The 13,962-nt window shown below is 42.8% G+C and carries 14 protein-coding genes and 1 pseudogene; 8 read left to right on the plus strand and 7 right to left on the minus strand.

The window, feature by feature from the left end:
* The 5 genes and pseudogenes from Q0C19_RS06215 to Q0C19_RS06235 all read left to right on the plus strand — a co-directional run.
* Window positions 1-408, plus strand: a pseudogene (locus Q0C19_RS06215) (hypothetical protein); the annotation flags it as partial.
* Window positions 408-3,464 (plus strand): efflux RND transporter permease subunit, encoded by a 3,057-nt coding sequence (locus Q0C19_RS06220; RefSeq protein WP_295053984.1) that lies wholly within the window; start codon window positions 408-410, stop codon window positions 3,462-3,464. The pseudogene Q0C19_RS06215 and the gene Q0C19_RS06220, both read left to right, overlap by 1 nt.
* Window positions 3,464-3,751: a DUF3240 family protein gene (locus Q0C19_RS06225; protein ID WP_295053986.1), complete on the plus strand. Its 288-nt coding sequence runs from the start codon at window positions 3,464-3,466 to the stop codon at window positions 3,749-3,751. The genes Q0C19_RS06220 and Q0C19_RS06225 overlap by 1 nt, the downstream gene beginning before the upstream one ends.
* Window positions 3,752-4,399 carry a response regulator transcription factor gene (locus Q0C19_RS06230; protein ID WP_295053989.1) on the plus strand — a complete coding sequence of 216 codons (648 nt, stop codon included), beginning with the start codon at window positions 3,752-3,754 and terminating at the stop codon, window positions 4,397-4,399.
* A complete protein-coding gene (locus tag Q0C19_RS06235; RefSeq protein ID WP_295053992.1) occupies window positions 4,389-5,597 on the plus strand; it encodes a HAMP domain-containing sensor histidine kinase in 1,209 nt (402 codons plus the stop codon). Before Q0C19_RS06230 ends, Q0C19_RS06235 begins: the two co-directional genes overlap by 11 nt.
* 1 nt (window position 5,598) lies before the next feature.
* Here the strand turns inward: Q0C19_RS06235 and Q0C19_RS06240 are convergent, their stop codons facing one another.
* Genes Q0C19_RS06240 through prfB form a run of 3 tightly spaced genes read right to left on the minus strand, consistent with a single transcriptional unit; the run spans window position 5,599 to window position 8,045 of the window.
* Window positions 5,599-6,210 (minus strand): fumarylacetoacetate hydrolase family protein, encoded by a 612-nt coding sequence (locus Q0C19_RS06240; RefSeq protein ID WP_295053995.1) that lies wholly within the window; start codon window positions 6,208-6,210, stop codon window positions 5,599-5,601.
* The gene (locus tag Q0C19_RS06245) at window positions 6,191-6,976 is read right to left on the minus strand and encodes an arginyltransferase (protein ID WP_295053998.1); all 786 of its coding nucleotides are present in this window, start codon (window positions 6,974-6,976) and stop codon (window positions 6,191-6,193) included. Before Q0C19_RS06245 ends, Q0C19_RS06240 begins: the two co-directional genes overlap by 20 nt.
* Window positions 6,936-8,045, minus strand: coding sequence for a peptide chain release factor 2 (gene prfB, locus Q0C19_RS06250; RefSeq protein WP_295054000.1), 1,110 nt, complete (start codon window positions 8,043-8,045; stop codon window positions 6,936-6,938). Before prfB ends, Q0C19_RS06245 begins: the two co-directional genes overlap by 41 nt.
* 59 nt (window positions 8,046-8,104) lie before the next feature.
* Here prfB and panC point away from each other — a divergent pair, with 59 nt between their 5' ends.
* Window positions 8,105-8,926, plus strand: coding sequence for a pantoate--beta-alanine ligase (gene panC, locus Q0C19_RS06255; RefSeq protein WP_295054003.1), 822 nt, complete (start codon window positions 8,105-8,107; stop codon window positions 8,924-8,926).
* 1 nt (window position 8,927) lies between these two features.
* On the plus strand, window positions 8,928-9,452 hold the full coding sequence (locus tag Q0C19_RS06260; RefSeq protein ID WP_295054006.1) for a hypothetical protein: 525 nt from the start codon (window positions 8,928-8,930) through the stop codon (window positions 9,450-9,452).
* Here Q0C19_RS06260 and Q0C19_RS06265 read toward each other — a convergent pair.
* The 4 genes from Q0C19_RS06265 to flgB are packed head-to-tail and all read right to left on the minus strand — an operon-like array spanning window position 9,439 to window position 12,505.
* On the minus strand, window positions 9,439-11,238 hold the full coding sequence (locus tag Q0C19_RS06265) for a penicillin-binding protein 2 (protein ID WP_295054010.1): 1,800 nt from the start codon (window positions 11,236-11,238) through the stop codon (window positions 9,439-9,441). The two genes, Q0C19_RS06260 and Q0C19_RS06265, sit on opposite strands and share 14 nt — an antisense overlap.
* 14 nt (window positions 11,239-11,252) lie before the next feature.
* A complete protein-coding gene (gene fliE, locus Q0C19_RS06270) occupies window positions 11,253-11,555 on the minus strand; it encodes a flagellar hook-basal body complex protein FliE (RefSeq protein ID WP_295054013.1) in 303 nt (100 codons plus the stop codon).
* Between the two features lie 16 nt (window positions 11,556-11,571).
* Window positions 11,572-12,066, minus strand: a complete 495-nt coding sequence (flgC, locus tag Q0C19_RS06275) for a flagellar basal body rod protein FlgC (protein WP_295054016.1) — start codon at window positions 12,064-12,066, stop codon at window positions 11,572-11,574.
* Between the two features lie 10 nt (window positions 12,067-12,076).
* Window positions 12,077-12,505 carry a flagellar basal body rod protein FlgB gene (flgB, locus tag Q0C19_RS06280; protein WP_295054019.1) on the minus strand — a complete coding sequence of 143 codons (429 nt, stop codon included), beginning with the start codon at window positions 12,503-12,505 and terminating at the stop codon, window positions 12,077-12,079.
* A gap of 136 nt (window positions 12,506-12,641) precedes the next feature.
* Between flgB and Q0C19_RS06285 the strand changes: the two genes are divergently transcribed.
* Window positions 12,642-13,922 (plus strand): FtsW/RodA/SpoVE family cell cycle protein, encoded by a 1,281-nt coding sequence (locus tag Q0C19_RS06285; RefSeq protein ID WP_295054021.1) that lies wholly within the window; start codon window positions 12,642-12,644, stop codon window positions 13,920-13,922.
* Window positions 13,923-13,962: the final 40 nt, after the last annotated feature.

Raw genomic sequence — 13,962 nt, forward strand, 5'->3', positions numbered from 1 at the left:
GGAAGTATCCAAAAAGGGGCAGCGGTGATGGATAAAACAGGTAAAAAAGCCGGAAAAATCACTGCGATATCGGCCGGGGTCGATACGATGAGCAATTCCGCGACCGCTATCGCTGTGTTAAATTCAGCCAACAACTATCGAGCGGGAACGTCGGGAGAATTTTATATCGCTTCAGTGCAAACCGATAAATGGATATTGCTCCCACGCTCTTCTGTAACGAAATATAAGAAAAATGATATCTGTTTCGTCAAAAATGCAAACGGATTTAAACCGCAGATTATCGAGATCCAAAAAACCTATAAAGATCACGTAGCGGTTAAACCAGAAGGGTTAAATGTAACATCCAAAGTCGCAAGCGACGGAATCATTACCCTCAAAGGTGCATTGAACGGATTGGGATTTGAATAATGCTTAACTCTATTATTGAATTCTCTCTCAAGCAGCGGCTAATCGTCATTTTGCTTTCATTAGCCCTATTCGGGTACGGAATATACTCTTTTTATAAAATTCCGATTGACGCATTTCCCGATATTTCATCCACTCAGGTGAAAATTATTTTAAAAGCACCGGGGATGACACCTGAAGAGGTTGAAAACCGAGTCGTTAAGCCGCTTGAAGCCGAGTTATTAGGACTTGAAAATCAAAAGCTCCTAAAAAGTACTTCAAAATATGCCATTGCTGATATCACAATTGATTTCAATGACGGTACTGATATTTATCGCGCACGTGCCCAAGTTTCTGAAAAGTTGGCATCGCTTTTGCCAACACTCCCTAAAGGGGTTAATGGAGGGATGGCTCCTATTACTACGCCGCTGGGTGAAGCTTTTATGTTTACGATTGAAGGGAATCTGAGTCAAAAAGAGAAACGCGAGCTTCTTGATTTTGTTATCCGTCCGGTTTTAAGAGGCGCAAAAGGGGTGGCAGATGTTAATGCCCTCGGAGGTGAAGCACGTGCCATCGTAGTACAGCCCAATTATACGGCTATGCGTGATTTGGGCATACCGCTCAGCATACTTCAAGAGACTCTGGAAAAAAATCTTAAAAATGACGGTGCCGGACGAGTCGATGCCAATGAAGAGAGCTTTTTGGTAAAGGTTCAAAGTGGCGTCAAAGATGCGAGTGAAATTGCCAATATTACGATTCACTCACATAACGGACCAATTCGTGTAGGCGATTTTTGTGAAGTGCGGGATGACTCTCGAACGCGCCTAGGATATGTGACAAAAGATGGTGTCGGTGAAGCCACAGAGGGGCTTGTTTTGACTCTTAAAGGGGCAAATGCCCAAGAGACGATTGCTCAAATAAAAGAAAGACTTGATCAACTGAAGCCAATGCTTCCATCAGGCGTCACTATTGTTCCTTTTTATGACCGAAGCAATTTGATTGAGAAAGCAGTAGGGACTGTTTCTAAAGCATTGATGGAAGCTATTGTATTGGTCATTATTCTTCTGATGGTCTTTTTGGGAGATGTACGTGCTGCTATTGCAGTGAGTGTGATTTTACCGTTTTCAATTGCGATCGCTTTTTTGCTGATGAAATATTTCGGATTGAGTGCAAATTTGATGAGTTTGGGAGGGTTGGCGATAGCTATTGGGATGCTGGTTGATTCAGCCGTTGTAGTTGTTGAAAACGCTTTTTCCAAACTGAGCGAGAATGATACCTCTCTTCCCAAACTGCATCAGGTTTATCGTGCAACAAAAGAGGTGAGTACGGCGGTCTTCAGCGGTATTTTGATTATTGCAGTTGTGTTTTTACCGTTATTGACATTGGAAGGATTAGAGGGGAAACTTTTTGCTCCGGTGGCAATGACTATCGTCTTTGCTCTTTTTGGTTCACTTATTCTTTCGTTAACGCTTATTCCTGTCGTAAGTTCACTCATCTTAAAAAGCGCGCCGCATAAGGAGACGTTTATAGGGAATTTTTTTACCCGTCTCTATGAACCGATGCTGGATTTTGCAATGACACGCACGAAAACTCTTTTTACGGGGGCTGTTGTATTCTTGATTATCAGCTTTACCTTGTTTGCATTTGTCGGAAAAAGCTTTATGCCGACTTTGGATGAGGGGGATATTATTTTAGGAATTGAAACCCCTCCTTCCATTTCGCTTGAAAAATCCAAAGAACTCAATTTAGCTATACAGCGTACACTCATTGAACATGTTCCAGAAATTAAAACGATTGTTGCAAGAACCGGCTCAGACGAACTCGGACTTGATCCCATGGGACTAAATCAAACAGATACTTTTATTACGTTAAAACCTCAAGAAGAATGGAAAGTTAACAATAAAGAGGAAATTAAAAGTAAAATCAAAGCAGCACTCAAAAACTTTCCAGGTATCAGTTTTAGCTTTACTCAGCCGATTGAAATGCGTATATCAGAGATGTTGACAGGTTCACGTGGTGATTTGGCAGTCAAAATTTATGGAAGTGACATTGACACATTAAATAAACTTAGTCAAAATATTGCCGATACGCTCGGTGAGATAAAAGGGTCATCCGAAGTGTTTACAACACTGAATGAAGGGGTCAATTATCTAAGCGTTAAACCGAATCGAATTGAATCGGCAAAGACAGGTGTTGATACGGCTGAACTCGAACTTTTCTTAAAAACAGCCCTGGAAGGGGTTACTATTGATGAACTTTCGGTCGATAATACAAGAATTCCTGTCTTGATGCGACTTGATAGTGAAGTCTCTCAAGATATGGAACTTTTCAAATCTCTTGAAATTCCGCTGAGTGAAGGCTCTTCAGTTCCTATTTCAAGTGTTGCCCAAATTGAAACCAGCGAAGGGGCATTGAAAGTAGATCGTGAAAATGGAAAACGATACAGTACGGTACGCGCTAATGTTGAAGAGCGTGATTTGGTAGGTTTTGTAGAAGAGGGCAAACAAAAAATTGATGCCAATGTGAAACTGCCGAAAGGATACACCATTGTGTATGGCGGACAATTTGAGAATCAGCAGCGAGCGGCTGCTAAGTTAATGACCGTTATCCCGATCAGTATCGGAGTCATTTTCCTGATTCTCTTCTTTACCTTCCGTTCGGTGAGTTCGACGACCCTCATTTTGCTCAATATCCCCTTTGCGGTAACGGGCGGTATCATTTCATTGTTTTTTAGCGGAGAGTATCTCTCTGTTCCGGCTTCCGTCGGATTTATAGCACTTTTCGGAATTGCAGTCCTTAACGGGGTTGTGATGGTCAGCTATTTCAATACGCTTTTGGGAAATGGCTATTCGATTGATGATGCAGTTGTTGAGGGGGCCCGCAGACGGCTGCGACCGGTTCTTATGACCGCCTTTATTGCGGCTTTAGGGTTGTTGCCGCTACTTTTTGCTTCGGGTGTCGGAAGTGAGATCCAAAAGCCGTTGGCAATTGTTGTATTGGGAGGACTCGTGACATCTACTATTTTAACCCTCTTAATTCTTCCGCCTGCATTTAAAATGATTTACAAAAGGGGGAAATAATGCGTCTAACCGGAATGGATATTTACTTTGAAATTTCGAATAAGGATACATTGGTTGATTTGTTATTGGAAGAAGGATATGATGACTTCTACTTTTTCCCGTGTAAACGCTACAGTGCCGGGGCCTTTTTAATAAGTGCCGAAGAACAGGTCAGTGCAAGACGGGATTTCGGATTATTTCGTCTTTTTTTACATGAAGCGGAAGCTTTAGTTCTTTCTGCCGCTATCAAAAGAGAGTTAAAAGATAAAACGATCAAAATATTCATGAACGGGTTAAAAGAGTTATAAATGCGTATCCTCATTGCTGATGACGAACCTGAACTCCTTGAATTATTAAAACTTTCTTTGCAAAATGAAGAGTGGGTTATTGATACTGTCAGTGATCCCGAAGATGCAAAAGGTTATTTAGATGCATATTCTTATCAGATTTTTCTTGTAGATCGGACATTTCATGGAAAAGATCGTGTTCAAGAGCTAATTACCTACGGCAAACATAAGAACTCTTCGATGGGGATTTTGGTTCTCAGTGCATTGGGAAGCATCGATGAGAAAGTTCAAGGTCTAGAATTTGGGGCTGACGATTATCTGGAAAAGCCGTTCGACATAAAAGAATTACGAGCGCGATTGATTGCTTTGTCACGTCGGTATGTGCGAAAAGTAAAAATATTTGATAACCTTGAAATCGATACACATTCTAAAAAAATCAAAAAAGCGGGGAATGAAATTCTTCTGAGCAGTAGTGAACAAAAATTGTTTTTTTATCTTTTGGAGCGGGGAGATATTGTTTCTCGTGATGAGATAATGGATGCTCTTTATGACAATCCTCAAAACATTACCTCAAACGCGATTGATGAACTTATCGGGCGTATACGTCGCAAGCTTCATCCTGCTATTATTAAGACAATAAAAACACGAGGATATGTAATTGCGATATAAATGGGCAACATCGTTAAAATTTAAAATTGCCCTTATTTTTGCAATAGGCCTTGCAATCGCATTTAGTGTAAACTTATTAGTCGCAGTAAAGACGATCCACACACAAAAAGAAGAAGAGGTAGAAAAAGTACTGACACATCTTCTCGTTGAAAGTCGTGATGAATATATCACTACTTCGTTGATTCCCTCAAGCGATATAAAATTTCTCTATAAGGTTCCGCACAATGTAATGATTTTAAGTGATTCAGAAGTGAATATGCTACATTTTGTTATTTCAACCAATCCCTATAGAACAAATGATAAGCTAATTGTTTCTTCTATAAAACTCTCTAATAATTATTATCTTAATGCTATTAGCAATCACCAAAAAATCGATGTAGCTACTTACAAATACACACAGCGGTTGCTTGTGCGTTATATTGTCTCTTTGGTAATCATTTTATTCATTATCATTTTTGCACTTGATTTTTATATGAAACCGTTGGAATTATTGGCAATCAAAACGAGAACTTGGAAACGTGAGAGCCCTTTAGAGTTGGTGCTGGATGATGCTTCTTCCGAAATAAAAGAGGTTTCGACTGCTTTTGATACTTTGGTCAGACGATTGGAAGGGTATCGTGAAAAAGAGGCTGAATTATTTAAAGAAGCCGCACATGAACTTAAAACTCCTTTGGCACTAATGAGATCACGGTTAGATGTATATGAGAATAGTGATAATTATAATAAACACAAATTTATTATTGATCTTGGACATGACATCGAAAGATTAACACGAGAACTTAAAAATGTTCTTTTTCTTGAAAGTTCAGATTTTGATCAAGCAAGTAATATCGAAATTATTCAAATATTTAAAATACTTGAAACAAAGATGGCGATTTTGATTCAACGCAAAGGGCTGACAGTAGAGCTTTCGAAAGAAACATTTAGCGTTGAAGCCTCAGAAAAATTACTTTTTAAAGTGTTAAGTGCCTTGCTCGAAAATGCTATTACGTATGCAAAAGAGAACAGTACGGTAGAAATCGGGTGTAACCCATGGGAAAGAAAACTTTGGATAGGTAATCAAATAGGACATGAGAAGTACTTATTCAGCTCCAAGATAGGAGAAAAAATATTGAAACGGCTAAGTCATGAAATTGGATTCAATTATGTAATAACACATGATGAATCAACGTTTAGAATTGAGTTAATATTTATGTGAATCAGGATTTAGTGATCCATTGACTTTCTAATAACAATTGGGTTTCGCTATAGATACGTCCTAAAAATGTATCGCCGATATTGTAGGTATTAACCCCTTTGGGGGTTCCGCTCATGATAATATCGCCATCCTCAAAGCTCATAAAAGTTTTAATCTCTTCTATCATCTCTAGCGGTTTGTAGATCATCAACTCATACGTCGCTTCTTGTGTCAGGATTCCGTTAATATGGAGTGTCATCCGTAATGACTCTAGCGGTGCGGTGAGAGGGACAAAATCACCTAAAACCGCCGAACCGTCAAATCCTTTGGCACGCTCCCACGGAAGACCTTTCACTTTGAGATGGTTTTGAATGTCCGCCTTGGTGAGATCGAGTCCGAACCCGATCCCTGCAATCGTACCGCCCATGATTAAAAAGCAGATTTCACCTTCATAGCGGGTGTCGGGGCTGATAAAACGAAGAGTATCGGTGATAGCGGAGTTGGGTTTATTGAATACGACCATAGAAGAGGGGATCTCGTTGTTCAGCTCATGGATATGTTCGACGTAGTTGCGTCCGATACAGACAATTTTTGAGGGGGAAATATCCGAGGAGTTAAACCGGATTGTTTTCATTATGTATCTCTTTCCAAATCGGTATCTCATCCTCTTCGGGTCTTCCGGAGAGTTCTAAAGAGGGGGCATAGTCCGCTTTGTAGGCGAGACTTTGGCAGTTTTCTACATAGTATCCCAAATAGATCCATTTAAGCCCAAGACGGCGGGCAAATTCAATCTGCTGGAGTAGGGTATAACGTCCGAGCGATTGGCTGTAATAGTCGGGATCGTAATAGCAATAGACTGCGCTGATCCCCTCTTCCAAGATATCTATGAGGTCGACGGCAATAAGTTTTTCACCTTCGAAATAGAGCACTTCAAAACCGAAATCACCGTGCCCCTGAACAAATGAGGCATAATAGTTTTTTGGATCACTTTTGGGGGCATCCCAATTGCGTGTATGATGTTTATAGCGATGATAGCGATCGAAAAGGTTCAGATGTTCTCGGGTCAGGGTAGGCTGGCGTATAACGGTCGTGATATGATTATTCTTGCGCAGAATACGGCGGTCGGATTTTCGAAACGCATAGCGTTCAACATCGATTTTAAGGCTTTCGCATGCGCGGCAATCCTGGCAGATCGGGCGAAAATACATCGATCCGAATCGTCTCCATCCTCGTAAAATAAGCGATTCGCACTGTTCTTTCGTACACTCATGGAATATTTTATAGTGGATACTTTGGGACTTTCCCGATAGATAAGAGCAAGGCTCATGGAGCGCACACTCTTTTAATATGGAATTGCGGTTATTCGTCGTCATCTTTGCGGCTAAGAGAGATAAGAACACCTTCGATCATTTCATCAATGTCTCCATCCAAAATCGTGCTGATGTTCGAATAGGGGATTCCTGAGCGGGTATCTTTGACTTGCTGATATGGAGCAAGGACATATGAGCGGATTTGATGTCCCCAGCCGTTTTCACTTTTCTCCACACCGTCAACGGCAGCTTTTTGTTTATCAAGTTCCATCTCATAAAGTCGGGATTTGAGCATTTTAAAGGCAGTCGCTTTATTTTTGTGCTGCGAACGGTCATTTTGACACTGTACGACGATTCCTGAGGGGATATGGGTGATACGGATAGCCGACTCGGTTTTGTTAACGTGCTGCCCACCGGCACCGGATGCACGATAGGTATCGATACGGATATCGCGGTCTTCGATTTCGATTTCGATATCATCATCCAGCTCAGGCGATACCATAACGGAGGTAAAACTGGTGTGGCGTTTAGCCGCCGAATCATACGGACTGATACGGACCAGACGGTGAATACCGTTTTCATTTTTGAGATAACCGTAGACATTAACCCCTTTGATCAGAAGGGCAGCATCTTTGATCCCTGCTTCTTCGCCGGCTTGATAGTCGAGTATCTCGACGGTAAAATCATGTCGCTCCGCCCAGCGGGTGTACATACGCAACAGCATCGAAGCCCAGTCTTGGGATTCGGTCCCCCCAGCTCCCGGGTGGATGGTGACAATGGCATTATGGCTATCGTGTTCACCCGAGAGGAGTACTTCGACTTCCATCGATTTGACATTATTTTCCAATGCACCCGCATCGGCAAAAAGGGATTCGATCGTCTCTTCATCCCCCTCTTCTTTTGCCATATCGTACAAATCGACGGCATCACCGAGCGTATGAAAAGTTTTGGAATATTTGGCTAAACGACGTTCAAGCTGTGTTTTCTCTTTTTGGATAATCCCTGCGTGAGCTGCATCGTTCCAAAATCCGTCCGAGTTTTCCAGTGCTTCGATTTCGCTCAGACGGGCGTTGATATCTTGCGGACGGACAACATCGGTGACATTTTGCATTTTGATTGTCAATGTTTTGAGTAATTCGGTATATTCGTAATGATCCATAAGTAGGAATACCTTCTGATATATTATAATGCCAATTATATTCTATAGAGGCTAAAACAATGATTATCGCACGTTCCGCGCAAGAACTTAAAGATGCGCTTGCACTTAAAACCGGATCAATCGGGTTTGTACCGACGATGGGGGCGCTTCATATCGGTCATCGGACTCTTATAGATGCGGCACGCAAAGAGAACGATACCGTGGTTGTTTCGATTTTTGTTAATCCGACGCAGTTTTTGCCCGGCGAAGATTTGAGTAAATATCCGCGCCGTGAAGAGGCAGATTTTAAAATCTGTGAACTCAGCGGCGTCGACATCCTTTTTTATCCCGATGCGGGCGGGATGTACGGAGAGGATGAAGTTCGTATGTGTGCTCCCGACGTGAGAGGGTTTATCCTCGAGGGTGCTTCCCGCCCCGGACATTTTGACGGCGTATTGACGGTGGTTATGAAACTTTTCAATATCGTTTCTCCGACACGTGCCTATTTCGGGAAGAAAGATGCTCAGCAGCTTGCTTTGATAATGCAGATGGTCAATAACTTTTTTATGAAAATCGAGATCGTTCCGATGGATACCGTACGTGAAAATGACGGATTAGCCCTCTCCTCTCGCAATGTCTATTTGAGTCCTGCCGAGCGTCAAGAGGCGTTAAAACTCTCTGCCGCACTGAAAAGCGCTACGAAAATGGTTATGCAGGGAAATATTAACAGTGCCGATATCAAGGCGAATATGGAAACGATTCTCGCTCCGCTGAATGTTGAGTATGTCGTGATTGTCAATCGAGGATTTGAATCGATTGAGAATGTTGCTATCGGCGATACCATCATATTGGTTGCGGCGCGTGTCGGAGTAACCCGCTTAATCGATAACGTATGGATGTAAAATGAAACCTATTTTTTTATTAGCTCTGTCAGCATTTTTAATCGGTGGATGTGCGCCAAAAATCGGGCAAGACATCCTTATCGAACCGCAAGGGAATGTACGATGGGAAAATTCCCAAACGGAGATGATACTGGGAGTATTGTCGTTATTGGGAGTTCCGACCAAGCAAGGGGATATCAGGCTCGGCAGCGATTTAAAGCTTCTGAACAAATGGCACAGCGATATCAAGATTGTATCCCTTACCTACACGTTAGAGGATGACAAAGAGGTTATTGCGCGGGGGGAAGCAAACACTGGGGCTTCAAAATCTATTTTAGTTCCCTCCGGCACCCAAAAAATTGTCCCTTTGGAATTTCGCATTGACCCGAAACGGCTCACCGATAACCGAATTCTCGGTATTTTGCAATCGAAGCATAAGCTGTTTGTCAAAGGGGAAGCGGTTATTGAAGTGTGGGGGATAGAAAAACACCATACGTTCAAAAAAGAGGTTACCTCTGTCGTTCAAAAAGCCCTTAAGGGTGTATAGCTTCCGGTTGTGAGGGTTGTGCCGCCGCTGCGGCTACAGGATCGGGGGTAAGAAATTTTTCTTCAACCATGAGATCGACGATCCCTTTAAAAACCGGAACAGCGGTAATGGAGGCAAAATAGACGGTACGCGGTTCAATGACGGTAATGCCGATTGTATAGTTGTGTTTGCCGTCATTTGCGAAACCGATAAATGAGGTGTGGTAGCTGTTGACATAAGCACCGTTTTTTGCGATATGCGCCGTTCCCGTTTTTCCCCCCACTTCCAATCCCGGTGTTTTAGCAATAGTTCCCGTTCCGACATTGACGGTTTTAATCAGGATTTGTTTCATCCGCTCTGCGGTAGCGGGAGCGATAACTTGAGTCGGCGCTTGCACCTGCATCGGAATGGTACGGCCGTTATCGTCATAGAGCGCTTCGACAACCATCGGATTGATGAGCTTTCCTCCGTTATTAAAAACATTAAAAGCTTTCACCAACTGCATAGGGTTGGCGCGCATTCCGTAGCCGTATGACGTAATCGCTTTGTAGAGGTAGTTGTTCAGTTGAGCAGAACTCGGGATTGATCCCCGTTTTTCATATGGCAGATCAATGCCGCTAAAATGGGTGAATCCGAACCGTTTTAGCCCTTCGGTAAATTCAACACCGTTGAGTTTTTGGGCCAGCTGGGCAATTCCGATATTGGATGAGTAGACGAGAACATCTTCGGCGCTAAGCATACTAAACGCATGTTCGTCTACAATCGTTTTCGTCCCCATGGTAAAACGTCCGTTGTGTCCGTTGACCATATCGTAAGGGTTGATAAGTCCCCGATCGAGCATAAGGGAAAAAATAATCGGTTTGATAACCGATCCGGGCTCATAGCTGTATTCGATTGCATTGGCATTTAACGAGGGATAATCTTCCGTTCTAATATGGCTGGGGTCAAACCGGTTCGAACTTGCAAGCGCGATAATTTTTCCGGTTTTTGACTCCATGACGGTCGCAATAATTTCATCGGCCTGAAGTTTTTGTTTGATCTGATCGGTAATGATTTCAACTCTGGATTGAAACAAAATGGGGATATTGAGTTTGACCGTCAGACCGTTGATTTGACGTTTTATATCACTTTGTTTGTTTAAAATCAGATAGCCGTTGACGTCGCGCAGTGCTTTTTGGGTTCTGTTTTGTTGAGGATTAAGCTCTTCGTCAAAAAATTTCTCCAGCCCTTTGATACCGTAAACACGCGTATAGCCGTCTTCTTCTATTTTACGGGGATAGCCTAAAAGAGGAGTGAGAAGATTGCCGTAAGGGTATTGACGCGCTTCACCGCTCTCTAAAATACTCAGTCCTTGCAAAATTCGATCACCCGAGGGGGTTTCATATTCGATAAATACCCCGAGTCGGCGTAATTCGAATGCGAGTGTTTTCAGATACATCGCCTCTTTTGGACTAATGTGATAGCTCAGAGTTACCGTCCCTTTTCGGGTATGGAGGCGTTCTCTGATCTCACTGACTTCGATTCCGCTGTAGATACTGAACAGCTGAATAAAAAGTTCCTCTTTGTCGGGATCGATATTGCGGGTGTTTACGACGGCCTTATAGAGCTTTTGGGTGGTAGCAATATGAAATCCGTCTGCACTGATGATCGATCCGCGCTGAGCTTTAGCAGTGTCCTCCGAATAGATAGAGGGGATGTCCCGTTTATGTAAAGCGGTATAGAGCATGACCGCCAAAAAAATGACGAAACCGAACATAAGGAGAAGAAAAAGGGCAAGTATTTTTTTTGATTTATTGGAATGGCGCATATGAGAAAATTAAATCACATTTGCGTTCGAGTAATTTCTTTATAGGCATTTAACGCCTTGTTTCGTACTTCAAGCATTAATTTCATGCTAATTTCGGCTTTGTCGATTGCAATGGCCGCTTGGTGGAGATCTTTGACGCTTCCGGTCGCAATATCACTCATGGCTCTCTCGCTGTCAACTTGCATCTGGTTAACATTTCCGAGAGCATTTTTGAGCTCTTGGGCAAAATCGGTACTGCTACTTTCGACCGCATTACCGCTTTTATTAGCCAGTAAATCGGCGGTTGAAAGCGATTTAAGCGAGTGAATGTTAGTCATAATGGTTTGTCCTTACTTAGTTCTGCAAAATACTGATAGCACTACCGGCCATATTTTTGGCACTTTCGAATGCGGCAACGTTCGCTTGATACGAACGTGTTGCTTCGACTAAATCGGCCATTTCGACGACAGGATTAATATTTGGGTAGGCAACGTATCCGTTTGCATCCGCATCGGGGTGCGAAGGGTCGTATTTCATCTTCGGCGCTTTGTCATCGCGGCTGATTTTATCAACGACAACGCTCATAATGGCCGGATTCGGTTTGAGCCCTGCTAATCCTTCTTTTAACGGGTCACTGTATTCCAGTGCTGAGGTTCCGTTTTCCAATGCTTTGTTATACACTTTATTAAAATCAACGGCTTTAAAAATAACTTCTTGACGTCGGTAAGGTCCCCCTTCGTCGGTACGGGTAGTTTGGGCATTGGCGATATTGGCACTGATCGTGTTGACACGGACGCGTTGTGCTGAAAGTCCGTAACCGCTGATGTCAAAGCTATTTAAAAATGCCATTGTTTAATCCTTACGCTGTTTTGCTCGAAGCGTCTATGACACTTTTGAACAAAGCAGAATCTTTTTTTAGTGCGGCAGTGAGAGCATTAAACATGGTGGAGTTTTTTGCCATTTCGGTCGACTCAACGTCTAAATCGACACTGTTTCCGTCATTACGTGCCATGTGTCCGTCTCTAAAAAACGTTGTCGGTTTTGAGGAGACCGCATCGACTCCCTCAAGATGGGCACCGTTGGTATGGGCCATTTTGAGCGTTTGCGATTTATCGGCAAAAATTTGGGCACTTTTTTGCGCCAGTGTATCTTCAAAACTGATATCTTTAGGACGATAAAAAGGGGTATCGGCATTCGCGATGTTTCCGGAGATGATATCTTGCCGTGCAGCACGGTAATCCATAGCGTTTTGCATCAGATCATGCGCCCGTGAAACTTTGATTCCCATCCCTTTTTCCCCTTTCTCTCAATTTGTTTGGAATACTAAAGCAAAAAACATTCCATATTCTCACAAAATGCTTTTATCGAACTCTTTTATAAAGAGCGATATACTTACGTAAATTATACATTAAATAAGTCCTAAAATGCCTGATAAAAAATTATTTCTATTAACGACAGCACTGATTACGATAGGGGTGATTTGTTCGTACACTCTTACGGCCTATACGGTAGTATTATTTGAATACAATGATTTCCATTTCGTTCTCCGTGAACTAGTGGTTGCGGTGATTTCCATTTTACTGATGTGGACGCTTGCTCAGCTTGATCCCGATATTTGGCTCCACCGTTTAGGGCTTTCGCTTTTTTTCGGAGGTGTTGTTTTAATGCTGGCGATGCCTTTTCTCCCCGCTTCGCTTGTCAGCGAAGTCGGGGGGGCGAAGCGGTGGATCAAACTGTTTGGCTTCTCTCTTGCTCCGGTAGAATTTTTTAAAGTAGGATTTGTTTACTTTTTGGCGTGGAGCTTTTCACGCAAACTGGGTCATCATGCCAATATGGGGGTGATGGAAGAGTTTAAACGGGTAGCGCCGTATGCGGCGATCTTTGTCTTGGTCATGTTTTTAATCGCATTTTTGCAAAATGATTTGGGGCAGGTTATCGTTCTCGCGCTGACATTGGCGTTTATGCTTTTTTTCGCCGGAAGCAGTTTTAGATTTTTCATGACACTGATTTTGGGTGCGCTGGGATCGTTTATTTTTCTGATTGTCACCTCTGAGCATCGGATCAACCGTATTTTATCGTGGTGGGCATCGGCTCAAAATACGATTTTAGCTTTTTTTCCCGAATCGATTGCCAAACATTTGCGAATCGACAATGCCGAAGAGGCGTATCAGATCGGACATTCGCTTAATGCCATTCATAACGGAGGGATTTTCGGTACGGGGTTGGGGGGCGGAACCTTTAAACTGGGATTTTTGAGTGAGGTGCATACCGACTTCGTTTTGGCCGGAATTGCCGAAGAGTTCGGGTTTATCGGCGTTTTTGTCGTGACCATGATTTTTATAATGCTCCTCCAGCGCCTTTTTAAAATTGCTAACCGTTCCCATAACGATGCGGCCTATCTCTTTAGTCTTGGAGTAGGGCTTTTAATCACCTTTGCCTTTATTATCAATGCGTACGGAATCAGCGGACTAACCCCTATTAAAGGGATTTCGGTTCCGTTTTTGAGTTACGGAGGGTCGGCGATGATGGCTTCCTCTGTGGGGATCGGGATGGTTTTAATGATTTCGAAAAAAATTCATCACAAAATCGATCCTAAAAAGCATGTACCAAAACAAGGACACTACGCTGCGCAGGGGAGAACACCTGTTCACGAGAATACAGGACTGCATCATAGTCCGAGTGTATTAGAGGAGAAAGAGAGATGAATCTTATTTTTACCGGAGGCGGTACCGGCGGACACTTGGT

This window comes from Sulfuricurvum sp. (genome assembly GCF_023250475.1).
Taxonomy (GTDB): Bacteria; Campylobacterota; Campylobacteria; order Campylobacterales; family Sulfurimonadaceae; genus Sulfuricurvum.

Excerpts from the sequence above, each read along its gene's own strand:
- Q0C19_RS06220 (WP_295053984.1), top strand. The coding sequence starts at position 408 with ATGCTTAACTCTATTATTGAATTCTCTCTCAAGCAGCGGCTAATCGTC.
- Q0C19_RS06225 (WP_295053986.1), top strand. The coding sequence starts at position 3,464 with ATGCGTCTAACCGGAATGGATATTTACTTTGAAATTTCGAATAAGGAT.
- Q0C19_RS06230 (WP_295053989.1), top strand. The coding sequence starts at position 3,752 with ATGCGTATCCTCATTGCTGATGACGAACCTGAACTCCTTGAATTATTA.
- Q0C19_RS06240 (WP_295053995.1), bottom strand. The coding sequence starts at position 6,210 with ATGAAAACAATCCGGTTTAACTCCTCGGATATTTCCCCCTCAAAAATT.
- prfB (WP_295054000.1), bottom strand. The coding sequence starts at position 8,045 with ATGGATCATTACGAATATACCGAATTACTCAAAACATTGACAATCAAA.
- panC (WP_295054003.1), top strand. The coding sequence starts at position 8,105 with ATGATTATCGCACGTTCCGCGCAAGAACTTAAAGATGCGCTTGCACTT.
- Q0C19_RS06260 (WP_295054006.1), top strand. The coding sequence starts at position 8,928 with ATGAAACCTATTTTTTTATTAGCTCTGTCAGCATTTTTAATCGGTGGA.
- Q0C19_RS06265 (WP_295054010.1), bottom strand. The coding sequence starts at position 11,238 with ATGCGCCATTCCAATAAATCAAAAAAAATACTTGCCCTTTTTCTTCTC.
- fliE (WP_295054013.1), bottom strand. The coding sequence starts at position 11,555 with ATGACTAACATTCACTCGCTTAAATCGCTTTCAACCGCCGATTTACTG.
- flgC (WP_295054016.1), bottom strand. The coding sequence starts at position 12,066 with ATGGCATTTTTAAATAGCTTTGACATCAGCGGTTACGGACTTTCAGCA.
- flgB (WP_295054019.1), bottom strand. The coding sequence starts at position 12,505 with ATGGGAATCAAAGTTTCACGGGCGCATGATCTGATGCAAAACGCTATG.
- Q0C19_RS06285 (WP_295054021.1), top strand. The coding sequence starts at position 12,642 with ATGCCTGATAAAAAATTATTTCTATTAACGACAGCACTGATTACGATA.